The 25,925-nt window shown below is 38.7% G+C and carries 18 protein-coding genes and 3 pseudogenes; 12 read left to right on the top strand and 9 right to left on the bottom strand.

What is annotated here, in order from left to right; genetic code table 11:
* Positions 1-699 precede the first annotated feature (699 nt).
* The 4 genes and pseudogenes from OO7_RS12615 (at position 700) to OO7_RS12600 (ending at position 7,252) form a co-directional block, all read left to right on the top strand.
* A pseudogene (locus tag OO7_RS12615) lies at positions 700-2,162 on the top strand (basic amino acid/polyamine antiporter).
* Positions 2,163-2,221: 59 nt separating this feature from the next.
* Positions 2,222-4,594, top strand: a complete 2,373-nt coding sequence (locus OO7_RS12610) for an Orn/Lys/Arg family decarboxylase (RefSeq protein WP_008916311.1) — start codon at positions 2,222-2,224, stop codon at positions 4,592-4,594.
* A gap of 66 nt (positions 4,595-4,660) precedes the next feature.
* Positions 4,661-6,159 (top strand): annotated as a pseudogene (locus OO7_RS12605) (basic amino acid/polyamine antiporter).
* Between the two features lie 58 nt (positions 6,160-6,217).
* Entirely contained in the window at positions 6,218-7,252 is a 1,035-nt protein-coding gene (locus OO7_RS12600; protein WP_008916310.1) for a FomA family porin-like outer membrane protein, read from the top strand.
* 139 nt (positions 7,253-7,391) lie between these two features.
* Here OO7_RS12600 and OO7_RS12595 read toward each other — a convergent pair.
* Positions 7,392-7,658, bottom strand: a pseudogene (locus tag OO7_RS12595) (aminotransferase class I/II-fold pyridoxal phosphate-dependent enzyme); the annotation flags it as partial.
* 721 nt (positions 7,659-8,379) lie between these two features.
* Positions 8,380-8,661, bottom strand: coding sequence for a hypothetical protein (locus OO7_RS12590; RefSeq protein WP_008916308.1), 282 nt, complete (start codon positions 8,659-8,661; stop codon positions 8,380-8,382).
* Positions 8,662-9,006: 345 nt separating this feature from the next.
* On the opposite strand from OO7_RS12590, the gene OO7_RS17650 reads away from it, so the two are divergent.
* Together OO7_RS17650 and OO7_RS12585 are read left to right on the top strand one after the other, a co-directional pair.
* Positions 9,007-9,120, top strand: coding sequence for a YagK/YfjJ domain-containing protein (locus OO7_RS17650; protein WP_156823174.1), 114 nt, complete (start codon positions 9,007-9,009; stop codon positions 9,118-9,120).
* 269 nt (positions 9,121-9,389) lie between these two features.
* The gene (locus tag OO7_RS12585; RefSeq protein WP_008916307.1) at positions 9,390-11,033 is read left to right on the top strand and encodes a hypothetical protein; all 1,644 of its coding nucleotides are present in this window, start codon (positions 9,390-9,392) and stop codon (positions 11,031-11,033) included.
* Between the two features lie 1,486 nt (positions 11,034-12,519).
* On the opposite strand, the gene OO7_RS12575 is transcribed toward OO7_RS12585, so the two are convergent.
* Positions 12,520-12,969 carry a hypothetical protein gene (locus OO7_RS12575; RefSeq protein ID WP_008916306.1) on the bottom strand — a complete coding sequence of 150 codons (450 nt, stop codon included), beginning with the start codon at positions 12,967-12,969 and terminating at the stop codon, positions 12,520-12,522.
* Positions 12,970-13,445: 476 nt separating this feature from the next.
* Here OO7_RS12575 and OO7_RS12570 point away from each other — a divergent pair, with 476 nt between their 5' ends.
* From OO7_RS12570 to qatD, 6 genes are all read left to right on the top strand, one after another.
* Positions 13,446-15,197, top strand: coding sequence for an ATP-dependent nuclease (locus tag OO7_RS12570; RefSeq protein WP_008916305.1), 1,752 nt, complete (start codon positions 13,446-13,448; stop codon positions 15,195-15,197).
* A complete protein-coding gene (locus OO7_RS12565) occupies positions 15,194-16,969 on the top strand; it encodes a UvrD-helicase domain-containing protein (RefSeq protein WP_008916304.1) in 1,776 nt (591 codons plus the stop codon). The genes OO7_RS12570 and OO7_RS12565 overlap by 4 nt, the downstream gene beginning before the upstream one ends.
* A 62-nt stretch (positions 16,970-17,031) precedes the next feature.
* Positions 17,032-18,909, top strand: coding sequence for a KAP family P-loop NTPase fold protein (locus OO7_RS12560; RefSeq protein WP_008916303.1), 1,878 nt, complete (start codon positions 17,032-17,034; stop codon positions 18,907-18,909).
* On the top strand, positions 18,909-19,718 hold the full coding sequence (locus OO7_RS17210) for a hypothetical protein (RefSeq protein ID WP_008916302.1): 810 nt from the start codon (positions 18,909-18,911) through the stop codon (positions 19,716-19,718). The genes OO7_RS12560 and OO7_RS17210 overlap by 1 nt, the downstream gene beginning before the upstream one ends.
* Complete coding sequence (gene qatC, locus OO7_RS12550; RefSeq protein WP_008916301.1) at positions 19,715-20,980, top strand: Qat anti-phage system QueC-like protein QatC; 1,266 nt, start codon at positions 19,715-19,717, stop codon at positions 20,978-20,980. The genes OO7_RS17210 and qatC overlap by 4 nt, the downstream gene beginning before the upstream one ends.
* Positions 20,977-21,735, top strand: a complete 759-nt coding sequence (qatD, locus tag OO7_RS12545) for a Qat anti-phage system TatD family nuclease QatD (RefSeq protein ID WP_008916300.1) — start codon at positions 20,977-20,979, stop codon at positions 21,733-21,735. Before qatC ends, qatD begins: the two co-directional genes overlap by 4 nt.
* 521 nt (positions 21,736-22,256) lie before the next feature.
* On the opposite strand, the gene OO7_RS12540 is transcribed toward qatD, so the two are convergent.
* The 6 genes from OO7_RS12540 to OO7_RS12515 form a co-directional block, all read right to left on the bottom strand.
* The gene (locus tag OO7_RS12540) at positions 22,257-22,709 is read right to left on the bottom strand and encodes an IrmA family protein (protein WP_008916299.1); all 453 of its coding nucleotides are present in this window, start codon (positions 22,707-22,709) and stop codon (positions 22,257-22,259) included.
* A gap of 170 nt (positions 22,710-22,879) precedes the next feature.
* Positions 22,880-23,020: a hypothetical protein gene (locus OO7_RS17545; RefSeq protein ID WP_236620652.1), complete on the bottom strand. Its 141-nt coding sequence runs from the start codon at positions 23,018-23,020 to the stop codon at positions 22,880-22,882.
* A 44-nt stretch (positions 23,021-23,064) separates the two neighbouring features.
* Entirely contained in the window at positions 23,065-23,445 is a 381-nt protein-coding gene (locus OO7_RS17540; protein ID WP_008916297.1) for an HTH domain-containing protein, read from the bottom strand.
* Positions 23,446-23,656: 211 nt separating this feature from the next.
* Positions 23,657-24,493, bottom strand: a complete 837-nt coding sequence (locus OO7_RS12525; RefSeq protein WP_008916296.1) for a DUF932 domain-containing protein — start codon at positions 24,491-24,493, stop codon at positions 23,657-23,659.
* 14 nt (positions 24,494-24,507) lie between these two features.
* Complete coding sequence (locus OO7_RS12520) at positions 24,508-24,933, bottom strand: antirestriction protein (protein WP_008916295.1); 426 nt, start codon at positions 24,931-24,933, stop codon at positions 24,508-24,510.
* Between the two features lie 92 nt (positions 24,934-25,025).
* Complete coding sequence (locus tag OO7_RS12515; protein WP_043892715.1) at positions 25,026-25,898, bottom strand: GTPase family protein; 873 nt, start codon at positions 25,896-25,898, stop codon at positions 25,026-25,028.
* Positions 25,899-25,925 lie beyond the last annotated feature (27 nt).

Below are 25,925 nucleotides of genomic sequence, written 5' to 3'. Positions count from 1 at the left end.
ACTTAACTGTCTATTTTCTTAGAAATTAATGTCGATATTAAGATATTGGCATTAATTATCTTTATCATTCTCAGAATGAGCATATATTGGAAATATGTTAATATTTCACAATGGTCGAATATTAATCATCGAGATTTAAGTTTCTTTTTCAGGTCATGTATTCAATCCTCAGATCTCGATAATAAATCATCTTATTATCTAGTCTTTAATAAAATATAGCCTAGTTTCTGTCAGTATTGTTTGTAGTGTTGTTTACAATCTACGCTAAAGTTCAATAATTTTAAAATTAACATAATATTTAATAGATTAAGATTTGGCTTAAAATTATCATAAATTATAAAAATAATAATTAAAATTAAATAATTTTTTAATCTTTCAAAAATACATGAGATTGTCTTCGTTCAATTATCAATGCCGCCATATAAATTAATATATAATTACTTTAATGAAGTGTTGTATATTTAATTTAGATTATCTATGGCTAAATATATAAATGGTATTATCAGTTAATGAATGAAAATAAAATAGAGATGATTTTAAAAGTGAAATATAAGTATTAAATTTGACTTAATATAGTTAACTTAATTTATATCAATAAATTTGCATTATTCTTAATGTAAATTAATTTGAATTATTATTCAATATTATTCTTATTTAGATAATAGGAAAATAACCCATCTCAATAAGATAGGTATATTAATGAAACCTAAAATAACGTCAAGTAAAAAACAGGGGGTTGGATTATTAGCATTAACCGCGATTGTTATCAGTTCAATGATTGGCAGTGGTGTTGATGGTTTACCTCAAAATATGGCCGATAATTCGGCTGTAGGTTCTGTGACTATTGCTTGGTTAATTTGTGGTTTTGGTATGTTCTTTGTATCAAGAACGTTTATCATCTTATCCAATATAAGACCTGATTTACAAGCAGGTATTTATATGTATGCGAGAGAAGGCTTTGGTCCTTTTATTGCTTTTATTGTCGCTTGGGGCTATTGGTTAATGACTATTTTTAGTAACGTTGCATTTGCTATTATGGTCATGGATACACTGAATTATTTTATTCCTGGTGACTTTTCAGGTGGAAATAATATCCCATCTATTATTGGCGCATCAATTTTAGTGTGGGGATTTAATTTTTTAGTATTATCAGGTACTCGTCTTGCTGGCGCAATTAATATTATTGGTACTTTTGCAAAGATGATCCCATTAGTTATTTTTGTAATTGTTGTTATATACTATTTAAGTTATTCACAGCTAATGACTAACATTTGGGGGCATAGCTCAGTACTGCCAAGTCAAAATTTAGGACCAATAACTACGCAAATATTCTCACCACTTAATGTCGCTTTATGGTGTTTTATTGGTGTTGAAGGCGCCGTCGCATTATCAGGTCGGGCAAGAAATAAAAAAGATGTCGGTAAAGCAACTTTTATTGGTTTTATTGTGTCACTTGTTATTTGTCTTTTGGTTTCAATTTTGCCATTTGGTGTTCTATCACAAAAAGAATTAAGTACTATTCCAACCCCTTCAACAGCCGGTATTTTAAAAATATTAACGGGTGATTGGGGGGAGTATTTAATTAATATTGGTGTTTTAGTTTCGGTTTTAACCAGTTGGCTAGCATGGACGATGATTTGTGCTGAAATACCGATGGTCGCTGCTGAAAATCAAACGTTTCCAAAAGAATTTGCCAAAAAAATAAAAATGGAGCGGCTTCAGTCTCTTTATGGATAAGCAGCGGTTTTATGCAACTGATTATTATATTAGTGTATTTTTCAAATCATGCGTGGCTAGCAATGTTAAATATTTCCGCGCTGACTGTTTTACCTGCTTACCTCATGTCAACAGCATACTTACTAAAAATTTGTATAACAGGAGAAATTAAACAATACGAGAATGGAGCATCAACAAATGCTTTCATTACAAGTTTGATAGGTATTTCTTTTTGTATATTCATGTTTTACGCAAGTGAGATTAAATATTTATTAATGGTACCTATTCTATTAACAATAGGATTACCACTATTCATTTTATCTCGAGTTCAGCAAAAGGATAGCAATATCATTTTTTCTAAATATGAAAAATACCTTTTATATTTTTTAATTATCATTGATTTAATTATTTTCACTTTGGTTTTAAATAACACAATTCAATTATAAGGTTAATAACATACTAAATTAATTCACTCACTAATCTTGATGACACGATGAGAGGTCATATGATATTTAATCATAATGTTTTATTGATATCGTCCCAGAATTTAGATAAACAGCATCCTGCTAAAGAATCTCTTGAAGAAATAGGTAATGCTGTAATCGAAAGAGGATTTAAAGTTCACATTGTTAATAGCATTTATGATGGAAACTTATTAGTTCATGAATATCCTAAATATAGTGCTGTTGGTATCTATTGGGATGCTAATAATCCAAAAATGAATGAACAGTGTATTTTATTTATTAATACCTTTCGAAAAAGAAACGCTAAGACACCTATTTTACTATTATCAGAAAAAGATATTACTGATAATGTATCTTTAGATATTTTAAAAGAAGTGAGTGAATATATTTATCTCTATTCAGAAACTCCGACATTTACGGCTAATCGAATTTATACATTAATTCATCGATATGCAGAAAATCTTTTACCGCCTTATTTTAAGACACTCAAAAATTTTACAGAAGATGGTGATTATTATTGGGACTGTCCCGGCCATATGGGTGGAATGGCCTATTTAAAACATCCTGTTGGTGTCGATTTTTTTCATTTCTTCGGTGAAAATATGATGCGTGCCGATATTGGTGTTTCTACCGCAGAAATGGGTGATTATCTAATTCATGCAGGCCCATCTAAACAATCTGAGGATATTGCCGCTGAACTTTTTGGTGCGGATTGGACATTTTATGGTGTCTCAGGCTCTTCTGGTTCTAACCGAATTGTTGCTCAGGGTGCTTGTGCAGCAGATGAAATTGCGATTGTTGATCGAAATTGTCATAAATCATTAAATCATGGATTAACACTCTCTCAGGCACGTCCCGTTTATTTAAAGCCAACACGTAATGGTTATGGATTAATTGGCCCAATTCCAACAAAACGTTTAAAAAAGCATCATATAGATACACTCATATCGCAAAGTTCGTTATCACAAAAGGCTATGAGTTCTCAGGCATCTTATGCCGTTATTACTAACTGTACATATGATGGTTTTTGCTACAATGTACACGATGTTATTTCGCATCTCAGTGAAAGTGCGCCAAGGCTTCATTTTGATGAGGCGTGGTATGCTTATGCTTGTTTTCATCCATTATATAAAAATAGATTTGCAATGGATGCAAAGGATACGCCTAATAGACCAACAATTTTTGCTGTTCAATCCACCCATAAAATGCTGCCATCCCTCTCAATGGCTTCGATGATCCATGTTAAAAAAAGTGAAAGAGCACCGTTAAATTTCGATGATTTTAATGATGCTTTTATGATGCATGGTACAACTTCACCATATTATCCGATTATTGCCTCTATTGATGTCGCAGTTAGTATGATGCAAGGGCAATCGGGTCTGTCCTTAGTGCAAGAATCTTTAGATGAAGCAATTGCATTTCGTAAAGCAGTGGTTTCAGTTAAACGTCAATTAAAAGAGCAACAACAAACCCTACCTTGGTTCTTTGATGTACTTCAACCAACTACGGTACAAAATTCAATCAATGGGGATGTTTATTGTTTTGAAGATGCGCCTTCTGAATTACTGAGTACCGATCCTTCATGCTGGGCGTTACGTGCGGGAGATGATTGGCATGGTTTTTCCGATGAAGATTTAGCGGATACCGACAGCATGCTTGACCCTGTTAAGGTAACGATTACATGCCCTGGGATATCGGCGAGAGGTCAATATCAAAAGCAAGGAATACCTGGCTATATTATGACGAAATTCTTGGATGATCGTCGTATTGAAATTGCCCGTACAGGTGATTATACCCTATTAATATTATTTTCTGTTGGTATCACGAAAGGGAAATGGGGAACCTTACTTGAGAGCTTACTCGCATTTAAAAAGCTTTATGATTCAGAGGCATTAGCAGTGGATGCGATCCCTTCATTGGCAGCTCATTCCCCACTTTACGACAAAATAACATTGAAACAACTTTGCCAAGAAATGCATGAAAAGATGTATTCGCTTGATTTAATGAAGCATATAAATGATGCAGTGAATGCAGACCCACAACCTGTGATGACTCCGGCAGAAGCCTATCAAAAAGTAGTACGTTATAAAACAGAACATATCCGTTTAGACGATTTTTCAGGACGTATCGCGGCAAGCATGTTAGTTCCTTATCCTCCAGGGATCCCTGTTCTAATGCCTGGGGAACGTTTACCTGCTGATAATAAGGGAATTATTGGTTATTTAAGAGCACTTCAAGATTTTGATAAGCACTACCCTGGGTTTGAACATGAAATTCAAGGCATCAATGTTGATGAGAATGGCGATTTCTGGGTAAGAGCAATTATTGAAGAAGAGCGAGAGCCAGAAAAACTTCCTCAACACGTTAAGTTTAAGCGGAAGGTCTCTACGACGATAAAAAAAGGTCGTCAATAATCTCCCCGTTTATTTGAAAGCCCGACCTTTTGGTCGGGCAACCCGGCGATTTGAAAGGAACTTTTTATGGCGAATCAGTCTTCATCCTCAAGTGCTACAACAACTAGCACTGGTGAAAGTAAACTTGGTTTAATTGCTTTAATCGCAATTGTTGTTGGTTCTATGTTAGGAGGCGGTGTTTTTAGCTTACCGCAAAATACAGCTCAAACCTCAGCAATAGGCCCAATAATTATTGCTTGGATTATTGCTGGCGTAGGTGTTTATTTTATTGCAAATTCTTTCAGGATCTTATCGGATATTCGCCCAGATCTACAAGCGGGTGTTTATATGTATGCCCAAGAAGGATTCGGTTCTTTTGTAGGTTTTAATGTTGCTTGGGGATATTGGCTAATGACTGCTTTTGGTAATGTTGCCTTTGCAGTTATTCTGATGGATGCTTTTGACCAATTTTTCCCAGGTGTTTTTACTGATGGGAATAATTTGAACTCTATTATTTGTGGCTCTATTTTAATATGGGGGTATAACTTTCTTGTTTTATCGGGCACTAAAGTGGCTGGATTTGTTAATACTCTAGGAACAATCGCTAAGTTAGTTCCACTTATTTTGTTTGTTATTATATTAGGAGTATTAATTGATTATTCACAACTGCTGGATAATTTTTGGGGAACTGCGCCACAAATTGTCACTGAAGTCAATCAGCATCTAGAACCTGTATCTTTAACATCTCAAATATTTGCACCAATGACCGTGACATTATGGGCATTCATTGGTGTTGAGGGTGCAGTTGTGCTTTCTGGGAGAGCAAAAATAAAAAAGATGTTGGTAAAGCGACATTACTTGGTTTCTTAGTCGCTTTAATTATCTATATGTTAATGTCTATTTTACCTTTTGGTACGATGACACAAGCTGAACTTTCCCAAGTGAGTAATCCATCTACCGCTGGAGTATTAGGCAAAGTAGTTGGTTCTTGGGGGGATTGGATAATGAATATTGGGCTCATTATCTCCGTTTTAGCTGGCTGGTTAGCTTGGACTATGCTTTGTGCTGAAATCCCGATGGTTGCAGGCCAAAAAGGGGCTTTTCCACAAGCATTTGCTCGTACAAACAAAAAACAAGCCGCGACAGTTTCACTTTGGGTAAGCAGTGCTGTTATGCAAGCAGCTATGCTATTAGTGTATTTTTCGAGTAATGCTTGGAACACAATGTACAATATTAGTGCATTAATGGTTGTACCTGCTTATATCACAACAACGCTTTATATGACTAAGATATGCTTAAACAAAGAGTTTTTTAAATATTCTAAAAAAGGTTATTTCGTTGCATTATTAAGTGGGATCATCGGTGCAATATTCTGTATTTTTATTCTTTATGCTAGTCAAATTCAATATGTTGCTCTGATACCTATTTTATTAACAATTGGATTGCCTATATTTATTTGGTCTAGAAAAGAAAAAAAAGACAATTTACCTTTATTTAAAAGATTTGAACTGATTATCTTAGCACTATTGTTATTAATAGATTTACTTATTATTTATTTACTGTTTCTAGGTACGATCTCTCTTTAACTATAAAAGGTCATTTTTATAATGGCCTTTATTCTAAATCACGATAGGATAATTACTTATGCGACCATTAACAAAGGTAATGAATTTTATTATTTGTATATTTTTACCATACTATGCTATTGCTGAAACAAATGAATTTGAACCTAATGGCTCTATTGGGTTAACACAAACATTTTACGGTAATGCTGGTAACTATAAAACGGCAACTTCTCATCCATCCCTATTATTTAATTATAACTTTTTACCTAAATGGAATGTTGCTATTCAATGGGATAGAACATGGAATATGTATCATTATAATGGTTCAGAAAGACAACAAGATAACAGTTTTAGTGCTCCTAAAGGTACAATTAATTATAATCATGGCACTATAGATAATTCAAAAATAACATGGTTATCATCAGTGATGATAGAAAATGAGGATAGTTTTAATGGAACTAATCAAACCTATACCTTACTACAAACAGAGTTTGATTTTTCAGAATATATCCCTCCATCTGAATATATTAAAGCATCTCAGTTTTCAATATCTCCTATGTATGTTTATGGCTGGAATACCCAAGGTCCATCTGGACATGTTAACTCGGGAATATTTGGTTTATTAACTAACTGGGAATTACCAGAGAACTTTTCTATTACATTGAATGCTTATGCCTTTAGAGAATGGTATGATGGTGATATGTTAATAAGTAATAATAATCAATCCTATAAAAATGCCAATTATTTTATGGTGTTAGCATGGCTAAACTATTCTAATACAATTTATCAATTTAATCAGGATACAACATTATCGTTTAATTTTATTGGAGGGCTAGACCCTTATATTTCATCAAATAAAAATGCTGCTTGGGATCCATTTATTGCTGGAAATCAAATGTATGAATGGTTAACACCTACTACTATGGAAGGTAATTATAAAAAAACATATACATTATTTTCACTCCCACAGTTAAATTTAAACTATCAATATAACCAATCATTATCTTTATCTGTATTTGCTCAGTTAAAATACTCCAATCAAGTTTGGGGAGAAACTGAGAAAGATTGGAAAATACAACCTCAAGGTGGAATAAATATGGTATATACATTTTGAATATTAACATCAAACTTAACTGTCGAAACGGTGTTAAATGCTGTTTGGGGAAAAATACCTTAGTTATGATAAAAAAACTAAGAGAAATTAGATTAATAAATAGCGCTTATTTAGATTTTGGAAATCATTAATTCAATATTTACTTAGGCGCTTTAAAAGATTTTAATGCATATATTAATCTATTCATGCCATCCTCTAATTTTTGACGAGAGCATCCAACATTCATGCGAACAAATCCTTTATTTTCAATCCCGTAGGTTGTTCCTGGCATAATAGCGACTTTTTCTTGATGTACTAAACGATATTGGAGTTCATTATCATCAATATTGAGAGAATTAAGATCTATCCAAGCAAGATAAGTCGCCTCAGGAATTTGCCAATGAAGCTCAGGAAATTCAGTATCCACAGTCTAATAAAGCGATAGTGGTTGATGGGGCTTTTATTAAAATAGCATCTCAAATGCTTTATGTTCCCTTTGTCCAGCTAGACAAAACAGGTTAGCTCTTTGGCTGATATGTCTTGTGGCAAAGGTATATCAAGTCTACCAGTAATGGCTTTATTCAACGAACTAAGTCAGAAAGAAGGTTGATTACGTATCGTTTTTAATACTGCTGTTTGCTTTTGTATCCAATTTTTAATAATGGCAGTTGCTAGTGATGAAACATGTAATTAGTGCAAATCAGACAAGGCACTTTTACATTGTTTATAACCGCCAATCGTTGACGGTGATAAATTTCGAGTTTCTCAAATAACTGAATATTCCTCTAAATAACCAATCACTCTTTTTTAGTGATTATTAACGTTAGAAAGCATTAATTTTTTAGCGTTAGGAAAATATTTAGCATAATTTAAAATCCCTTTTTTAGTGTTATTTTAAATTTTGTATATGGCAAGAGCGAATTTATTAATGCACCACAAAATATTCAATAGAATTTTATTTTAGAGCAGCAGTGAAATTTTCTATTTACTGTTTGGTACATTATCCTCTTGTTGATGGAATATAGGGAGAATAACGACTATAAGTGGGAATAAAAAAGCCCTAATTGATAGTGATAAATCAATTGAAGGGCGAATGAGGGCTTTATATTAAACATAATTTTATTGATAGATTCTACAGCTTAAATCTATTAACGGGTCAATATTGTATCAATTAAGTTTGGCTCTGATTTTTCAGGTTGAGTTTTGTTATCGTTTTTAGGGGGTTCTTTGTTTTCGTTCTTTTCTCTTTTTTTATGGTCAGCATCCTTTTGGGATTTTTTATGATCCCTATTTTTTTGATGTTGTTTTTTTTCTGTTTTAAGTTCTTTGTTTACACTTTCCTCCGCTGTAGTTTGATGATTTTTATCATTTGCAAACATGGATGGAGAAAAAAGAGCGAAACATAAAGCCAATGTCATAATTTTTTTCATGATGTATATCCTCTATATTTTACAATTTAAATTTTCGGAAAGTATGGCTCACTATCTCATGATAGTATTCAAGTAGAGTAAAGTATCAAAGGAGATAATTGTAACGATATACGGAATAGATGATGCCAAATGACTAATTATAATAGAGATATTATAAAGTGATATCTTATATTGCTTATTACTTTTCTTTTGCTATTAGCATAATAGGTTACTTTAAAATAAAAAGTCATTACCTATCTCTAGAGAGGGTAACTCGTAAAATTATTTATAGTAAAAAAGCTTTGATCGTTTTCTATTATGCTATAGGTACCATTGGAATAAATATGGTTCGATAAATGACAGCGAATTCAGAAAGCATGGTGTAGTGCATTGGGATGTGAGTTTCCTTATTATTTACCACTGGTTGAATTTAATGAAAACCACTCATTTAGATTTGATAGGTATGATGCTCAAGCTTGAAGTTTCAATCATCTTAATTTCTTATCTCGAATAACGTACTTGGTTAAAGTGAATACTAAGGGATTCAATACTGGTTATCGAAACTTTAGAACAAGTCAGATTTGATAGTGTTGGTTACTTAGTTTTTATAATTAACTAGTATTAATTAGAGAAGTAAGTCAATATTTAAACATTTAGTAACTTAAATAAAATTAGGTCATATGCCTTCTCAGAATTCATTATGATAGGATTGTATAAAACAGATTATAAATCCTATCAATGGAGTGAATATGGCCTTCTTAAAGAATAAATTTTCAATTGGAAATTTAGTAGACAAAGTTGAAAGTGTAAAGAGTAAAATTACAGATGTAACAGGTTCCCTAAAAGATACTACAAGTAATTTATGCAGCACAACCGTTGAGACAAGTAAAGAATGGAGTGCAAAGGCCATAGATGTGGGTGCTCAAGCAACAGACTCAGCAAAAAAATTTGCTGGGGATACTGTAGATGCTATTCAGAATTTTGATTATTCCAATAATTTTGAGAAAGCCAGTGAGTTTGCTACTAGTGGTATTGATAGTGTAACAAACTACTTCMAACGTACCTTGGAAGTAGATAAAACAACATTAGAAGTCGTTCAAGAAATACGCTCTAGTTTACCAACTCCGGTATCAACCGCTGACCAAATATTTGAACAATGCCGAGATGAAGCACTACGTAGAACAATAGCAGCTTTTATGTTGGGGCCTATTCTAAATAATCAGGATGAACGCAGTGCTTTAAAGTACGACAAGCTAAGTGTTGATTGGAAAGAGTTTAGAACAGACAAAGATAACCAGGGCATCATAGGTTCTAAACATGAAAATTACGCCCGCATGAAAAGTGAAATTAAAGAAGAGGGAATTATAGTTGTAAATGGATATAACCGAGATGACCCGCTAACCAAGCAAAAAGGTAATATCGACGTTGAACATGTAACCTCTCGTAAAGAGCTCTTTAGTGATGTATTGCTAAAAATTGGTTTAACTAACCAAGAGCTAGGGGAAGTGATGAATGATCCTCGTAATCTTGTTTATGCTGACAAAAAAACGAACTGTCAAAAAAGTGACCGAGATATCTGGGAATGGATTGATAAGTTTAAAGATGATATTCAACCGCATGAGGATAAAGTTGTTATTACAATTAGAAGTACAGGTGAAAAACGGGTTTTGGATAAGCGTGATTTAGAGGAAGCTTACGAACGTAGTAAAGAAGCGGTTCGTGAAGCAAAAATAAATGCAGGAATAGAAGTTGCATCAACGGTTGTTAAAAGTGGGGTAGGGGTGGCTTTACAACAAATTGTTGGTCTTATCATTGTTGAAACGATTGATATATTTATGGATGAAATTAAAAACTTTAAACTAATGACTGAAAAAGGGTTGATTAAAGATCTTCAATATAAAAAAGATCGTATATATACTCGTTTAAATCAGCGATTTGAAGAACGACAAATATGGGCAAGAGCTCGAGATTTAGGGATAGAGTCAGGTGTGTCGGGTGCTTTGAGTGTAATACCTCAAATTATAATTTCTTTATTTGTGAAAATGCCTGCTTTTGTGTATGCCATTATTAGGGAAAGTACTCTAAGTGTTGTCCGAAGTGTTCGTATCTTGTGCAGTAATGAAGAAGGGAAACTAGATCATCTTAAAGTGATAATGTTTGGTACGGCCTCTGCTATTGCAGGTGTTTATGTACAGCGAGTTATTACCACTGCAATAAGTGGTGTTCCATTATTAAACAAATTTCATACTCAAATAGGGAATGTATTATCAGGAATGATTATTATGGCTATTCCATTGGTAGCTATTTATACATTTGATCAAAATAAGCAAAAATTAATGTTTTGTTTAAAGAAAGAGTCAGGAACTCCTGTTCTTAGCAACTCTAATGAATAAAATTAAAAAGTGAAAAAATATAATTTGTAGGTCATAACCATGAGGATATTTTTGCAAGGCTTATAAAGAATTATACAATAATGCCGTAAGCCGAATTAACTGTTTAGATATATCTACTCACCAAATAATTATCGATATTAATGACTCGTGATGTTCAAATAGAATAACTATCACGAAAGTGCTTTCTCTTATCAGAGTAAATTAAAGCCTCGCAATGCGAGGTTTTTATACCCGAAATAAACATAAGACTTGCTGTTATATTTGGTCAGAGTGGCATGTGTAGTTATGCGGAATAACTAACAGTCAGGAAAAAACAAATTAACCCTTAATATGTTGGATGTATTGAATTATATCGTAATTTTATGTAAGAGAATAATTTGAAATATTTCCAAAATGATAATCTTTTTGTGATTATGCATAATAATTCAGTATAGCGGGCTGCTATACTCGTCGTATTTTGCTTGTTCTAATACATATCAGAGGATTTGGTATGGATGTAGTTTGTAGCATGCTCCCCATCTAGATTGGTAAAGACGAGATAGGGACAGCGTTATCCAGGGATGAAGCTGCTAGGAAGGTCTTTGAAAATGGATTGCAAACAAAGTGGTCTATTGACTTTCAAAACCGCGTTAAAATCCTATCAGTGCGAATGCTTGTGAAATCATCTAATGACTTTTTCAGGCTCTAAAAATGCAGGAAAAGTCATGATACTCGACGCAGATTTATCATTTCAGAATGTCACAATGAATTCAGAGACTGCGTAATTACTGCAAAGCTGTGGTTTTAGTATTGAAGAAATCTGCAGTTGGTTTCTAGTTCTACCCTTGGTGGGTCATGCAGATAAGAAAAGGAGCTGGGCATCGAGCATAGAAGGCATGAGCATGCAATCTTTGACTAACACGCTGCGCCCGCTTCTTGTCAATATTGCTGTAATTAAAATGAATGTGTCAGCTCAAGCAGTTGGTGCACTTTGATCACTTATCAAAATATTCTATATATTTAGTTTGATTAACATCCTTAAGCCAGCTTATGCAATGGGAAATAGTAATTTTTTATGGCGAGGTTTCACACTAAAGTTACACCAGTTTTACACCAAGCAATTTGTAGGTATAAAAACCTTAATTTATTGGTTTTATTATGGAATTTTGGTCGGCATGATAGGATTTGAACCTACGACCCCAGACACCCCATGACGGAGTGCTACTAAATAGCACCATTACAGTCCAACTCTTTCATCGCTGGCGGAGTCTGAATTAAGTTTGTAGTGCATTGATTTTAAATTAATAAAATCCAATTCAACTTTTGATTTGGGCCTATTGTTGGGCCTAAAGTTTATTTTACTGTTTTTTGTAATGTGGGCTAAAAAATAGATTGTTATTCTAACTCGATTGATTGGTGAAACGACCAATAAAATTTTGTAGGTTGTCTTGTATCATGAGCATACATGTTTGATTGTAGATTATGATACTCATTTAGTTCTAATTCATTACAAACTAGGATATTTGCCACCTTCATCAACTAAAAAGATTTGAGACAGATACCAGCTATTGTTTTGCTTAACTAAATGATATTCATAAATCGGGGAATAATATAACTGTGTTACTTTGGTCGTAACAGTGGCAATATTTTCGGTAATTTCTGTAGCTATAATTTTTTCTTGTTCAGGATCATGAGATGATTCAGATCCAAAAGCAATAGGCTCTCCCTCAAAACCTGGTTTTGTGTATTTTTTTAAAAGTTCATTCCAACTTTTTTGTGCCAGTAAAGTAGTATCTTTAGTTTCACGACTTTGGCTTTGCTGAAAGCTTTGGTCGTTCCAGATTTTGTAATCGTACTGAAAAGCAATTACGACTTGTTCTGGTGTATGAGCCTGTATGTCTCCAACCTTGAATATAGAGATGCTTAATAAAACTAGTAGTATCAGTTGTCGTTTCATTATTTCACTTACTATTACTATATTAACTGTTAGTTTCCCTAGCCACTTTCTTAATGTCAACAAATTAGCTGGTATAGCAGGGGGAAAAGTATGAATTTTAATCGATTTTATTGCTTATTAATGGCATCAGCTAACTAGGTAAGCCAATTTATAGGCTGTATATCCTATCGGATTAGTACAGAATTAATATATTTATCTATAGTCTGCTATTATACAGGAGCTAAATTAGCTTTTAATTGAAAATAACGGGAAATGATACCTTTAGCACATTGGATTAAGGAACATTTTGATATTATTAAAATTATGGAGTAATTAATCGGTAATTTTGGAAATATTATATTCTAGTAAGCTAACTAAATTTATAGATATTCGTAACAGAGTAAATAGCTATTTACTGTTAGTGGTAATTTGATTTGGATAAAACACTCAATGTGGTCTTGTTGGAAAATATAATATTTTTAAATAAAAGGATATTTATGTATTTAGACAGACTAAACATTTTGCGATTTCGGTCTTGTAATGATGTATCTGTTAGTTTTTGCCCAGATTTAACTGTATTGGTTGGTGAAAATAATGGTGGAAAATCCAATGTCGTAGACGCAATCAGATTGCTTACTTTACCGTTGAGTGGACGCCGCGAACGATATCCAGAGGATGAGGATGTACGACGCTATTCGACAGTCCCAAGTTTTCAAATCGAAGGGGCTTTCCAAGGTCTAAGCGATACTCTCAAAGGTCTATTGATATCTGCAGTTCCCGACCCTACCAAGAGCGAGGCTACCTTCGGCTATCGATATGAATCGCGTTCTGAACATGCTCCCCGTGGTAAGACTACCGTATGGGCTGGACGTTTCGACACTAATGGACCAGAGCTTGGTTCTTCTGAGTTGATCAGACACGTTTATCTCCCTCCTTTAAGGGACGCACATCAGATGCTGGGTACTAGCAGCGGCACTAGAGTGATGGCATTGCTGCGTAATTTCTTGCCAAAAGAACGGGAGCAGGATTTCCTCGCTGGTGTCAGGCGTGCGGATAATCGGCCTGAGATCTTAACTACAATCAATACGGATATCAGTGCTGCTCTCGGACTACTCACTAATGGAGTACGTCCGCAGATAGCAGCATTGGATTTTGGTAGCGAAACCTTACTCGATGTAGCTCGTGATTTGAGATTTCGAATGGCCGATACAGGTTTGATACCCGAAGATATTCGATCTTCTGGTCTGGGGTACTCAAATTTACTCTACATGGCCACTGTTGTTGTAGAGCTGACTAAGGCCAAAGAGGCAGACCTCACGATTTTCCTTGTTGAAGAACCCGAAGCGCATTTGCATCCGCAATTACAGGTACTTGTGCTTGAGTTCCTCTTGGATCAAGCGCGCCAATCAGCATCACGTATCATTGAGCCAGGAAAGCCTGAAGGTCGCATCCAAATTGTTGTGACAACCCATTCCCCCAACTTGACAGCATGGGTTTCTCCACGTCACCTAGTGGTCATGCGTTCGCGGCATCGTGAACAAGACGGAATAGCCATTTCAGAATCAGTTAGTGTGCCCATTGCCGAAATAGGGCTAAAGCCAAAGACATTAGATAAAATTAGCCGATATCTTGACGTGACTCGTTCCGCTTTGCTGTTTGGTAACAGAGCTATCTTGGTGGAAGGGATCGCGGAAGCACTATTGTTGCCCGTGTTAGCACAAAAGCTTGTGCTAGCAGATGATTTAGATGGGTGGCTTAAGTTCAAGGGGGCTGTAATTGTGCCTATCGAAGGTGTGGACTTCCGTCCATATGTAGAGGTACTGCTACGGCCATATGGTGATGCACGTATTGCTGATCGGCTGATAGTGATCACTGATGCGGACCCAACCGTGTTAGGAAATAGGAAAGTTGATCTGGAAAATCTGGCTGCAACGCATGGAGCTCCAGATAGTCTGATCGTTCTAACCAATCAGCATACATTGGAGCACGAAATTTTTGTCGCTGGAAATGAAAGTTTCCTTAAAGGCGTGTTTCTTCGTTTGCATCGTAATTCACGTAGAGACTGGGAAGCGCAGATAGAGAGCATTCCAGAACAAGATCGTCCCAATGCATTTCTTAAATTAATTGGGGCGAAAAAAACTCGTAAAGGCGATTTGGCACAAGCTATAGCTTCGCGCATTGAGGCAGGTGAACCATTTGTTGTTCCGCCTTATCTCATTGACGCAATTCGTGGAGCTTCACGTATATGACTGGCATCCACAATCTAACCCCAGAGCAAGAGACATTTGCTTCTCACATTGGCGGAGCCTTCGTTAATGCTTGTCCTGGAGCTGGAAAAACGCGGACTATCATTGCTCGGCTAGCGAGGATCGCTGCTAAGTTGCCTTCTCGTCAGGGCATAGCGATACTTTCATTTACAAACTCCGCGGTAGACGAGTTCCGCGAACGATGCCAGGCTGCTGGGCTCGATACGCTTTTGAAATATCCTAGTTTCATGGGAACACTTGATGCTTTCGTCAGGCATTTCGTTATACTGCCAAGTTGTGCAGTATCGAGCCAAACTCGGCCGATTATCCTAGATAGTTGGGATACCCTTGGTGTAGAAATTCGTTTATTAGGTCAATTTGCCTTTCGAGGTGAATCGGTAAGCCTAGATTTGTTTGATCCAGAAACCAATATTATTGATCCTGATAGGATCGGACATGCAGGTTTGCAAAATCATGTACGTCAACATCAGATTCGATATCAACAAGCAGCAGCAAATCGGCGACGATCTTTGTTACAAGCTGGCTATATGAGTGCAGGGGACGCACGTGCTCAAACATTGCGGTTGATTAGAGATAATGTAATTAGTGAGCCACTTGCTCGCGCATTGGCATCACGTTTTCAAGAGGTTATGGTTGATGAAGGGCAAGATTGCAATCCACTCGATCTGCAAATACTGACATGGCTCAGAGCACATGGGGTAAATGTTACGTTCGTTTGTGATCCTGACCAAGCAATCTACGAATTTCGTAATGGTAATCCTCAAGGAATACAGACATTTAAGGATACATACCCTATTGAGTCGCATAAGGGCTTGACGGGGAATTTTCGTAGTAGTCCCGCAATTTGCCAGTTAGCAGCCACCCTAAGGCGAGAAGGTCAGGTTGATCGGTCGCTTGGTGAAAGTGCGAATGTTGACTATCCAATTTTACTTCTTACCTATGGTGGCCGGGGACCAACGGAAATTATTGGTCAGGCATTCCTTAGACGGGTTACGGAACTGGGACTGGAGTCAACCAAGGCGATTATTTTGGCTCACTCAGGCAAAGTTGCGTTGCGGGCCGCTGGCGTCACCTCCAGTAATTCAACCGGAAACTCGCGAATTGAGTCGCTGGCTCGTAAAGTGTCAGAGTTCTGGTCGCCTGCCGCAACCCCAAGAACGAAGGAGAATGTAGTCCAGTCAGTCGAAATATTATTACTGGATTTAATGGGTATGCGTCAACCAGATGAGCATCTGATTAGAGCCATCGAACGTCTTGGTATGGACCGACGTGCTCATCGGAGATGTGCCCTAAGTTTTCTCATTAATCTTCCAAAAATGTGCAGAGATTCTGATGAAGAGCGGCTTGCCTGGATAGCCTCTGTTCATGCGGAACTGGAGAAGCTGCATCTGCCACTCCCTGCTGGGGTAAGCATACGTCGTTTCTTCCGACAGCCTCCGAATGCGCAATGGTCAAAGCATCTTCGAATGCCCGCTGCTCTCGGTTTCTCATGTGGCAACATACATGAAGTTAAAGGTCGTGAGTATGATGCAGTGTGCGTCGTAGTCCCTGCGAATCGAGCCCCTGAAAACAGAATTGAAGCACTCTTTGAGTCATGGGAAGCGCGAGTAGATGCTGAGGCAAAGCGCGTACTCTACGTTGGCCTCACCCGTGCTCGTAATTTTGTTGCTCTTGCGATACCAAACGCCTTTGCAGGGCGTTGCGTTGATCTGCTGGCCACAGGCCAAGTGCCCTACACAAGAGTGGATTTGTGAACCAGAAACCAATAGTTTTCATATTCTATTGATATAAATTAATTTTAAATGGATTTTTCACTATGTGGCATGATAACGAGACAACTGTCGATTATTTGAATTTTGGTGTTGTTGCTGACGCATGTGCAAGCCTGCTGAAGCAGGCTAATGGGGAACCTATTTCTATAGGAGTCTCTGGTGGCTGGGGAGCAGGCAAATCTTCTCTGGTGAAAATGATTGCATCACGCCTAGAGAGCTCTTCGGTTGAAGAGTCGTTGGTGGAAGAGAGAAATCAAGAAAAGCATTCCTTTGTCGTACTCACTTTCAATCCATGGCTATACCAGGATTTTGAGTCCGCCAGAAGTGCATTGCTACAAATTGTGGGGGACGAGATTGTTCGGCTTACAAGTGAAAATAAGACTATCACCGACAAAGTATCTGAACTGTGGCGAAGGATAAACCTTCTCCGAGTCGCTCAATTAAGTGGCGAAACTGCATTGACTTTAACTACTGGCATTCCTATCGGTTCTCTTGGAAAAACCGTTTGTAAATTGGCTGGTTGGTTTACGTCAGATGACAAATCGAGCAATGAATCATCAGATACAGATAGTATCGAGCTAAGTACCAGCGGTCTTCTAAAACCGAGTGAGCCATTCTCGATGCCAGCCCATATTCAGGCCTTCAGGGATACTTTAGAGAGTATTCTCGAAGAGTTGAAAATTACGTTAGTAATATTTGTGGATGATTTAGACAGATGTTTGCCACAAACAGCAATTTCAACACTTGAATCAATTCGTTTATTACTATTTATTCGCTGTAGCGCTTTCGTTATTGCTGCAGATAATGATTTTATAAAAGCTGCAGTGAAGGTCCACTTTGATGGCGCAGGAATTACGGGCGATGTTGCAACTAACTATTTCGATAAATTAATACAGGTTCCACTCCATGTTCCTCGCCTTGGTTTGAATGAGGCGAAAGCGTATCTGGTGCTTTTGCTACTTGAGAGAGAGACCAACGCAGGCCATTTCAGTAAGGAAAGATTCAATCATGCTCTTAGCGTTATCCCTGTGAAGCTGCGTAATAGTTGGAAAGGTGAAACGATCAATCAAGAGTTTTTATATGAACTGGTAGAGCATGTAAATGCACTCAAAAGTTTAATGGATTTAGCCCAGGGGCTTGCGGCTCTTCTTCATAGTTCTTTAGCAGTAAACGCTAATCCCCGGCTAATGAAAAGATTTTTAAATACTGTTTATTTGCGTGAAGCTCTTTCTGCGCCTCAGGGAATAACGTTAGATATAGCCGCACTGGCAAAATGGCATCTCCTTGAAAGGTGCGACGAAAGCCTTGCTGAGGAACTTGCTAGTCGTGTTCATTCGGATAATGACGGTAGGGTACAAGTTTTGGCGGATGCTGAAGCTGCTGCAGCGGGTCAGAATAGTTTACCTGAGCCTTTCAAGAATACACCATTTACTCAGCAATGGCTCCAACTCCAGCCAGCTTTGGGAACCGAGGATCTACGCCCGCTTCTTCACCTCAGTCGTGACTCTGGAACTCGTGACTTCGGTGATGACAATATGACTCCTGACTCTAGAAAATTGAGAGACGCACTGAAAGTTGCAACTAATGGCCATGAATCCTTAGTTGAACTTATGAGGAAAATAGGACCTTCACAGACAGAGTTGGCGATGACTAAGGCCTGGCAGAGTAATAGTGCCTCACGTACCTGGAAGAGTAGCAAAGAAATTGTAATGCTGATTGAGTGCTGCAAGGTTTACACGGAAATTGGAAATAAAGCCGTCAGCTTGCTGGAACAGGCTCCACTGAAACTTATTGGCCCAGGTTTAATCCCAACTCTTGGTGCTCAGTCATGGGCTCAGCAACTTTTAGAAAGATGGAAAGATCTTAACGAATTACCAAAAACGACTAGGAATGCAATTGTGAACCTTGGGAGGAGGCGCTAATGGGAACATCAACTTCTAGTGGGGGAGGCCGCGCAGGTTCACCGTTTGATCCTGAATGGTTAAAACCTGAAAGTGACTCTACAACAGGTGGAGGAGATTCGCCTGATTCACCATCGGAGGAGAACGGTGGAAATGTAATTTCTGATGGTGCAATAGCACCAGAACGACGGTTTGGACCTGCTCGTTCGCTACTTGGGGGATATCTGCAAAATGGCAGCCACGATAATTTACGTGGTGCGACAAAAAGCATGGTCTCCAAAGGAATGGGGGGCGCGCGACGAGCTGCTGCTACTATGCGAGGTGTTGCCAGTGGTGTCGGTAGTCTTGGTGAGTTCCTGACGTCTGCTAGGGATGGAAACGACCAGCGAGTGATTGATTGGCTTACTCATGTTCGTCAAGAGAATCTTTCGGCAACAGATCTTACTCTTGAAATTTTGAAAGAGGTTATTCCTGGGACAGGAAGCGTTGATGACGAATCGCTCCGTAATGCTGGCGCGGAGGCTATGGCGCAACTTTATGAACTTTATCCTGACGTGGACATATTTAATCTCACGGATGCGCAAATAGCTGAAGTTATGGGGTTGACCATTGCGAATGAGATTTGTAATCGAATAGATCTCCAGCTTGGACAGACTTACGAAAAATTAAAATATGATCCTTTATTAATTCAGGAACGGCGTTCTGATATTCGCGAGTGGGTCGGTGCTGAGGTTAGAGTGGTATTGGAAAAACAAACTACAAAAAATACAGAACCGAAAAGCTTGGCCCAGTCTATTCTCTTGTCTGCCCTAGAGGTATTTTCAGAATGATTAAAGTTATGTGTGCTAAAGCAGAACTGATTCCAGCGCAGGTTCCTTCTGATGAGCGAGTATTCTCCTATTTTAAAGGCGCTAAGCGTGCAGGTATTGGTACAATTGCGAATCGATGGCATGGTGCATTAAAACGGGGTGGATTTCGACCTTCAATAGAGATTTGGGATTTTGTGCAGTTTTGCCTCGCGGTATGTAGCGCGGACCTATCAAGCCCTAGAAGAACAAGTGCAGATGGCTGGACCCGGAATATTCAGCTTACGGTTGGATTGTGCAATCCAGATAAGTGGCTACCGCTAAAATCCGATCTTGAAGATATGCTAAAAGTTTTAACTGGTGATTATTGGTTATTAAATTTCAATAATGCAGGCATGGAACCTCCTCAAGGAGATGGCGCTTTTCTCACTAATGATTGCGTATCTTTATTATCCGGAGGGCTGGATAGTCTAATAGGTGGAATTGATTTGGTGGCTAAGGGGCGAAAACCACTATTTGTTTCTCAACTCGCACATAAAGATTCTGAGCGACAAAGGGCATACGCATCCATGCTGATGGGAAATGGTTCACATTATCAATGGAGTCATGGCATCAGTTTCAAAGGATCGCGCGAGCCTTCGACACGTGGTCGCTCATTAGCTTTTTATGCATTTGCATTACTTGCCTCAACGAAAATAAACTTACCAAAACCAACAATATTTATTCCCGAAAATGGAGTGATCTCCATAAATCCTCCTTTGGTCCCAGGGCGCATATCCAGTTTGAGTACTCGTACAACTCATCCTATGTTTATCGATATGTTGCAAAAAGTTCTGGATAATTTGGGCATCCATGTGCAGCTTGAGTTGCCGTACCGTTTCAAAACTAAGGGCGAAATGATGCGGCAATGTCTTGACCAAGATCTTTTGCAAAAATGGGCTGCTGATTCTACGAGTTGTGGCCGTTTTCGAACCTATAATCGTCAGCACTGTGGACGTTGTGTTCCTTGCTTGATCCGTCGGGCTGCATTCATTGCATGGAAACCTGAGGGGGATACTACGTCTTACCGCTTTGAATCTGTTGTTGGTAGTGACAAGTCTAGTGCGCCAGATGATCCTATGGCTGTAGCACTTGCCATCCTTGATGTAAGGAAGAGAGGGCTTGATAGATTTCTTGGTGGCTCGTTGGTTTTTGCACCGATTAACGAGCGTCCCATGTACCGTAGAGTTTTGCAAGAAGGTATAAAAGAGTTAGAAACTGTACTCATTCAGGATAAATTGCTTTGATTGATTTTCACTGTCATGTTGATTTGTATCCCGAGGCTAGAAATGTTTATGCTGGTACGATTAAGCGTAATGTTTTCACTTGGTTAGTTACTACGAGCCCAAAGGCTTTTCAGGCTACAGGTCATGTTTTAGAAAAACATGAATCTGTAATGATCAGTCCTGGACTTCATCCTGAAATTGTCGCTGATCGTTTCCAGGAATTGGAAATGCTTCTCGAGTTGATTCAAAACGTGGATGCTGTAGGTGAGATTGGATTGGATGGTTCAAAACGATATTTCACCAGTTACGCGATGCAACGTCGAGTGTTTTCCGAGGTGGTCAGGAAGTGCCACGATGTTGGGGGACGAGCAATGAGCATTCACTCAAGGCAAGCCGTTCCTGATGTGCTGGCTACCTTAAAAGCGTTCCCCTCTCATGGAATTCCTATTTTACATTGGTTCACTGGAAGTGTTACGGAGTTGAGGAATGCTTCAGCACAGGGATGCTGGTTCAGTATTGGTCCGGCTGCTTTCAACTCTGCCGCTGGGAAAGCTCTTGCTACTAAGCTCCCTAAAGACAGGGTTGTACCAGAGAGCGACGGGCCATTTGCTCAATTCAAAAATCGAACGGTGATGCCATGGGATTTCAATATTACAGTCAGGTTGCTGGGCGAGGCATGGTCAATGCCTGAAAATGATGTAAAGCTACAAATGCTAAGTAATACAAAAGCGTTGCTTGAACTCATGGGAAAAAATGGAATTGTTCTTGATTTTTAAATAAAGCAGTATTTTTCGTGATTTTTCCAATTAAGGAGCTATAAACATTGATCATTTTTTATCATGTAGATATGGACAAGCAATTACGTTCGGAATGATAATCGAGCTATCAGCACAGACTACCTCGATGTTTGGTAAGGTGTATTGGGAACACTAGGATTGAATAAAACAGTCTCTGCAAAACGTACCTTCTCAAACTTCACTGCTAAGTAGCTCAGTCTATAGGGAGTTTTGGTTAGAAGTATTCAGAATCGATCATCCTGAATTAAAAATATAATATCGTGAGTTTTAAGCCGCTGCCGATAAAACATTTAGCAGTAATGGGCGAGTTGGTAGCTCAAAGCTAACAAGACTTTATTAGATGAGGAGCAATAAATCTAGTAGAGATATTCTGTCGAACAAAATTATTGTTTTATTATTGATGAAGGTATTATATCTTTCCCACTTTAAAAGTGGGAAAAACAAAAATGGCAGATCATTCAATCTGCCAATCGTTACTTTGATAGATAGCTAAAAAACTATTATTTTTCCCCAGCCACCGACATCTTCGCCAACTCAGGATTATTGGCCTCAAAGATGGATAACGGCAATTCGACCTTATGCCCGTTCTGATCTTCCACCGCTTTAACAACCTCAAATTCAGCAACATCTTCACAAGGAATTTCCAATCCAGCAAAGGTGGCACGAGTGGCGCTAGAATCGCCAAAAGGTTCCACTTCCAGTACTGTATCCCCTAATACTTTTCCTTTTCCATCTTTCATTCGCAGCGTGAGTTCAAGCGCACCAAACTCCGCATGGTCTAGAACCATATGGTTACCGCCATTATCGAGGGTAAATGAATAACCACAGTAGCCTTGGTTAATAAAATTTGAGCTCGTATGTGTGATGCTCGCATAACGCTGTTGTTCTTCAGCCAAGCTAAATGTACTGACTGCCAATAAACTCATCGCAAATAGGCTTTTTATCTTATTCATTACGTTACCTTTAGTTATCTTGTATCGTCCTCGCTACCGCCATTGACGGCAGCGAGAATATAGATTTATTGTTGGTAGGCTTGAAATCCGCCTTTAGTACGGTCCTTTTCTTTCCAGCGTGGTCGATTCTTGCCTGAGAACTCTTTTTGCATACTCCAATACCCAATGGGCTAACGAGCTACAATCGTCCCGCCAACACCAATATCGACCGAAGAGTACTGACCATTATTAATCGTCCCTTTCTGGACGTAGGCATTAGGGCTACAAGTGCCTGTATCGCGTTGTTGCCAGTTTCCGTCAGTTCTTGCCACGATATAAAAATCACCAAATGCACAACCTGACGCAGATTTATGATTCAGTACAGCAACATAATGTTTGGTTGAGCCCACAATCCTACAAGTACTATTCTGGCCCCCACATACTTGCCATAAGGTTTTACCGTCATTCCCTTTAGCCCCGGAAACAATCGCGTCATCCCAATCTGTTTCACAAAGGTAAGAACATCTTTGTCTCGATAAGCTTTTAGCGTATTGATAGGCAAACGATAACAACCTTGCCGACCTTCTACACCCAGATAAGCCAATCGTTCACGTAAATCCCGCTGTAACGTGCGTTCAGAAACATTGAACTCTTGGGCTAAACACGAGAGCACAAGGCTTTCTCCTGCCATTAATCGGGCAATCAGCGCAGAGAGTCGCACAGCCATGCGGTCATATTTTCGGTTGGTCTGAAACATAACGTATTGCTCTCAATAACAGACGTTAGGAAATTAAGAAGTGAGGGAGTTTAACTTAGGGGATTGACAGGTTATGTCTGTTGGGAAAAATTCTCATTGGGCTTTTTAGTGAAAAATGACTATAAGTAATTCATTGATAAATAACGCCATGCTGTTTATTTAAACGATAGGAAAGTGAGGTGTAACGACACAACCTGTCAGGGCGGGAAAATTAGTTGGGCTGGCGAGGGGCGAGTTGGTTAAATAAGGTATCTGCCATCACCCAAAGGGCTTTATTGAGTTTGATATCGCCATCAATCCCATTCACCGAACGAGTTCGGGCACGTTTACCTTTTTCAGTGCGACCAGATAATCCTCCTTTAATCAGGTTTTCTTGTAGACGTTGGTACACCGTCCAAAGATCTTCTTTCTTATCTTCAACGCGTCGAGGCTGTAGGACTTGCTCTCGCGTGACGGGCTGAAATTCTTCACCAAAGCGGTAGGTCAACGCCGCTTCCGCAAAGGCTTGCTGGGCAGGAGGCGGTAACAATAACGACTGCATACTTTCGCGTTTTTCAGCCACTTGCTCAAACGTATCGAGTACCTCATATGCCCCTTCAATTACTTTACCCACCACATCCCCTTTATGAGGCACACGCACTTCACCTAACACATCACCGCACACCAAACCGTTAGAGCACACGGCTCTAAAGAGTCCCGGTAACATTTGATAGCTACTTGAGCCATCATGGCTATTGAGCAAAATAATTTCAGGGACTTGTACGCCTGTAATTTGGTCATGTCGCCGCAGGCGTAACATATGCTTGGTGTGCTCTCGACGACTCACATCCCGTACCCGAGTCTGGCAGGCAAAGAACGGATAGAAACCTTCTTTTTGTAGGCTATCTAACAAGGTGATGGTGGGAATGTAAGTGTACCGTTCACTACGTGAATCGTGTTTTTCTTCAGAAAACACACTCGGTACAGTACGGAATAACTCTTCGATAGTGAGTGGACGCTCACGACGAATGCTGTTAGCAGAACCAAAACGTGAAGCTAATAAACTCATGATAAAACTCCGGATTAATCAATTAAGTGGAAAATGGCAGAGGATTCGGGATGCTGTGAAGCGTAGTCACGCAACTGATAAAAGCGGTCACACATCACTTCGCTTTCTGTTTGGAAAGACCAGATGCTGTACAGGATAAGACACACTGCAATTCCTGCCGCCTCTTGGCTCACCGTGGCTTCATTGCCGTTATGCATGTTGAATAGGGTTAAGGTGTCTGCGTTGATATCGGGGTAGATAAAGGCACCGCCATTATTGAGCGAGCCGTACTCCCAGTAACCGCCATGATACTCATCGCAGAATTGGCCCATCGTGGTGAAGATCACCACTTCAAAGGTGGCCCAGCCTTTCACTGCACCAAAATGGTTGAACCAAAAATCAAGGCGTTGTTCATCAGGGACTAATTCCATTGTGATAGTAGATTCAGTTGTGTTACTCATAAGTTGATACTCCAATATAAAGAAATAAAAAAAGCGCCAATCCCGTTAAGGAGTGGCGCTAGATGTCATCAATGTTGTGTTAATTTAAGAAGTTAAAAGAAAAAACTCCACAAGGATTTAGCGACGGATACGATGCTGTTTTTGACAGTGCTGATCGTATGTTTTATCAATGTGGGTAATGGAATAATATCGATTATGGTATCGACGATATCACTGACACATTGCCCAAAATCGTTACGTGCAGAATTTTCCACAGATTGCGTCCGGTAAGCGCTGTTCAGTTGCCTAGCTACCCCGCTACTGGCTTGCGCCGGTAACGCCTGTATTAATTGCTCAGCTAACTCAGTGAGTTGATAGTTTTCGACAGCAGAAACCGTCATCACCGGATGATGCGGCTTGAATGCTGTTATCACGGCTTGTTGCTTTAATTTTAAGTTATAGGCCTGCTCTGAGGATGGTTGATGCTTGTATTCATCCCACTGGCGACAAGGCTCTATTTTATCGGCTTGGTTCAAGACAAATAGAAATTGATTAGGTTGGTAACCGCATTTCTTCGTGAGAAAGCGATAGCACTGTTCATCAGAAGACCATGCTCGGTCATCGGCCTTGAGTACCCAAATGATTAAATCGAATTCTGGTAATAAGTTGCGATAGAGCTGGTGGTACTCTTTATCCCGCTCAAGGCTTTCCCCCACGCCGGGTAAATCTACAAAAGTGAGAGTATGGTTGTTCATCGTCATGCTGAAGCGTTGGGCTTGGCGTGTGCAGCCTGAAACATCACTCACAGGTGATAATGACGATTGGAATAGAGCGTTGATAAGACTGGATTTTCCCGCTCCCGTTTTACCCATCAAACCGATGATGGGGGAGTAGTTGATTAGGTGACTGAGTTGGTTGAAAAAAGAGGTTTGGAATGAAGTCGGTAGAGTCGATAGGAGGGTTTTAAAGTGAGCGTTGTGATGCATATTACTCCTTGAAATAAAAGAACATGA

Source organism: Providencia sneebia DSM 19967 (genome assembly GCF_000314895.2).
Taxonomy (GTDB): domain Bacteria; phylum Pseudomonadota; class Gammaproteobacteria; order Enterobacterales; family Enterobacteriaceae; genus Providencia; species Providencia sneebia.
Note: the sequence above shows the minus strand (reverse complement) of the source record. Positions and strands in the feature narration are given on the sequence as shown.

Coding starts and splice junctions, on each gene's coding strand:
- OO7_RS12610 (WP_008916311.1), top strand. CDS start 2,222: ATGATATTTAATCATAATGTTTTATTGATATCGTCCCAGAATTTAGAT.
- OO7_RS12600 (WP_008916310.1), top strand. CDS start 6,218: ATGCGACCATTAACAAAGGTAATGAATTTTATTATTTGTATATTTTTA.
- OO7_RS12590 (WP_008916308.1), bottom strand. CDS start 8,661: ATGAAAAAAATTATGACATTGGCTTTATGTTTCGCTCTTTTTTCTCCA.
- OO7_RS12575 (WP_008916306.1), bottom strand. CDS start 12,969: ATGAAACGACAACTGATACTACTAGTTTTATTAAGCATCTCTATATTC.
- OO7_RS12570 (WP_008916305.1), top strand. CDS start 13,446: ATGTATTTAGACAGACTAAACATTTTGCGATTTCGGTCTTGTAATGAT.
- OO7_RS12565 (WP_008916304.1), top strand. CDS start 15,194: ATGACTGGCATCCACAATCTAACCCCAGAGCAAGAGACATTTGCTTCT.
- OO7_RS12560 (WP_008916303.1), top strand. CDS start 17,032: ATGTGGCATGATAACGAGACAACTGTCGATTATTTGAATTTTGGTGTT.
- OO7_RS17210 (WP_008916302.1), top strand. CDS start 18,909: ATGGGAACATCAACTTCTAGTGGGGGAGGCCGCGCAGGTTCACCGTTT.
- qatC (WP_008916301.1), top strand. CDS start 19,715: ATGATTAAAGTTATGTGTGCTAAAGCAGAACTGATTCCAGCGCAGGTT.
- OO7_RS12540 (WP_008916299.1), bottom strand. CDS start 22,709: ATGAATAAGATAAAAAGCCTATTTGCGATGAGTTTATTGGCAGTCAGT.
- OO7_RS17540 (WP_008916297.1), bottom strand. CDS start 23,445: ATGTTTCAGACCAACCGAAAATATGACCGCATGGCTGTGCGACTCTCT.
- OO7_RS12525 (WP_008916296.1), bottom strand. CDS start 24,493: ATGAGTTTATTAGCTTCACGTTTTGGTTCTGCTAACAGCATTCGTCGT.
- OO7_RS12520 (WP_008916295.1), bottom strand. CDS start 24,933: ATGAGTAACACAACTGAATCTACTATCACAATGGAATTAGTCCCTGAT.
- OO7_RS12515 (WP_043892715.1), bottom strand. CDS start 25,898: ATGCATCACAACGCTCACTTTAAAACCCTCCTATCGACTCTACCGACT.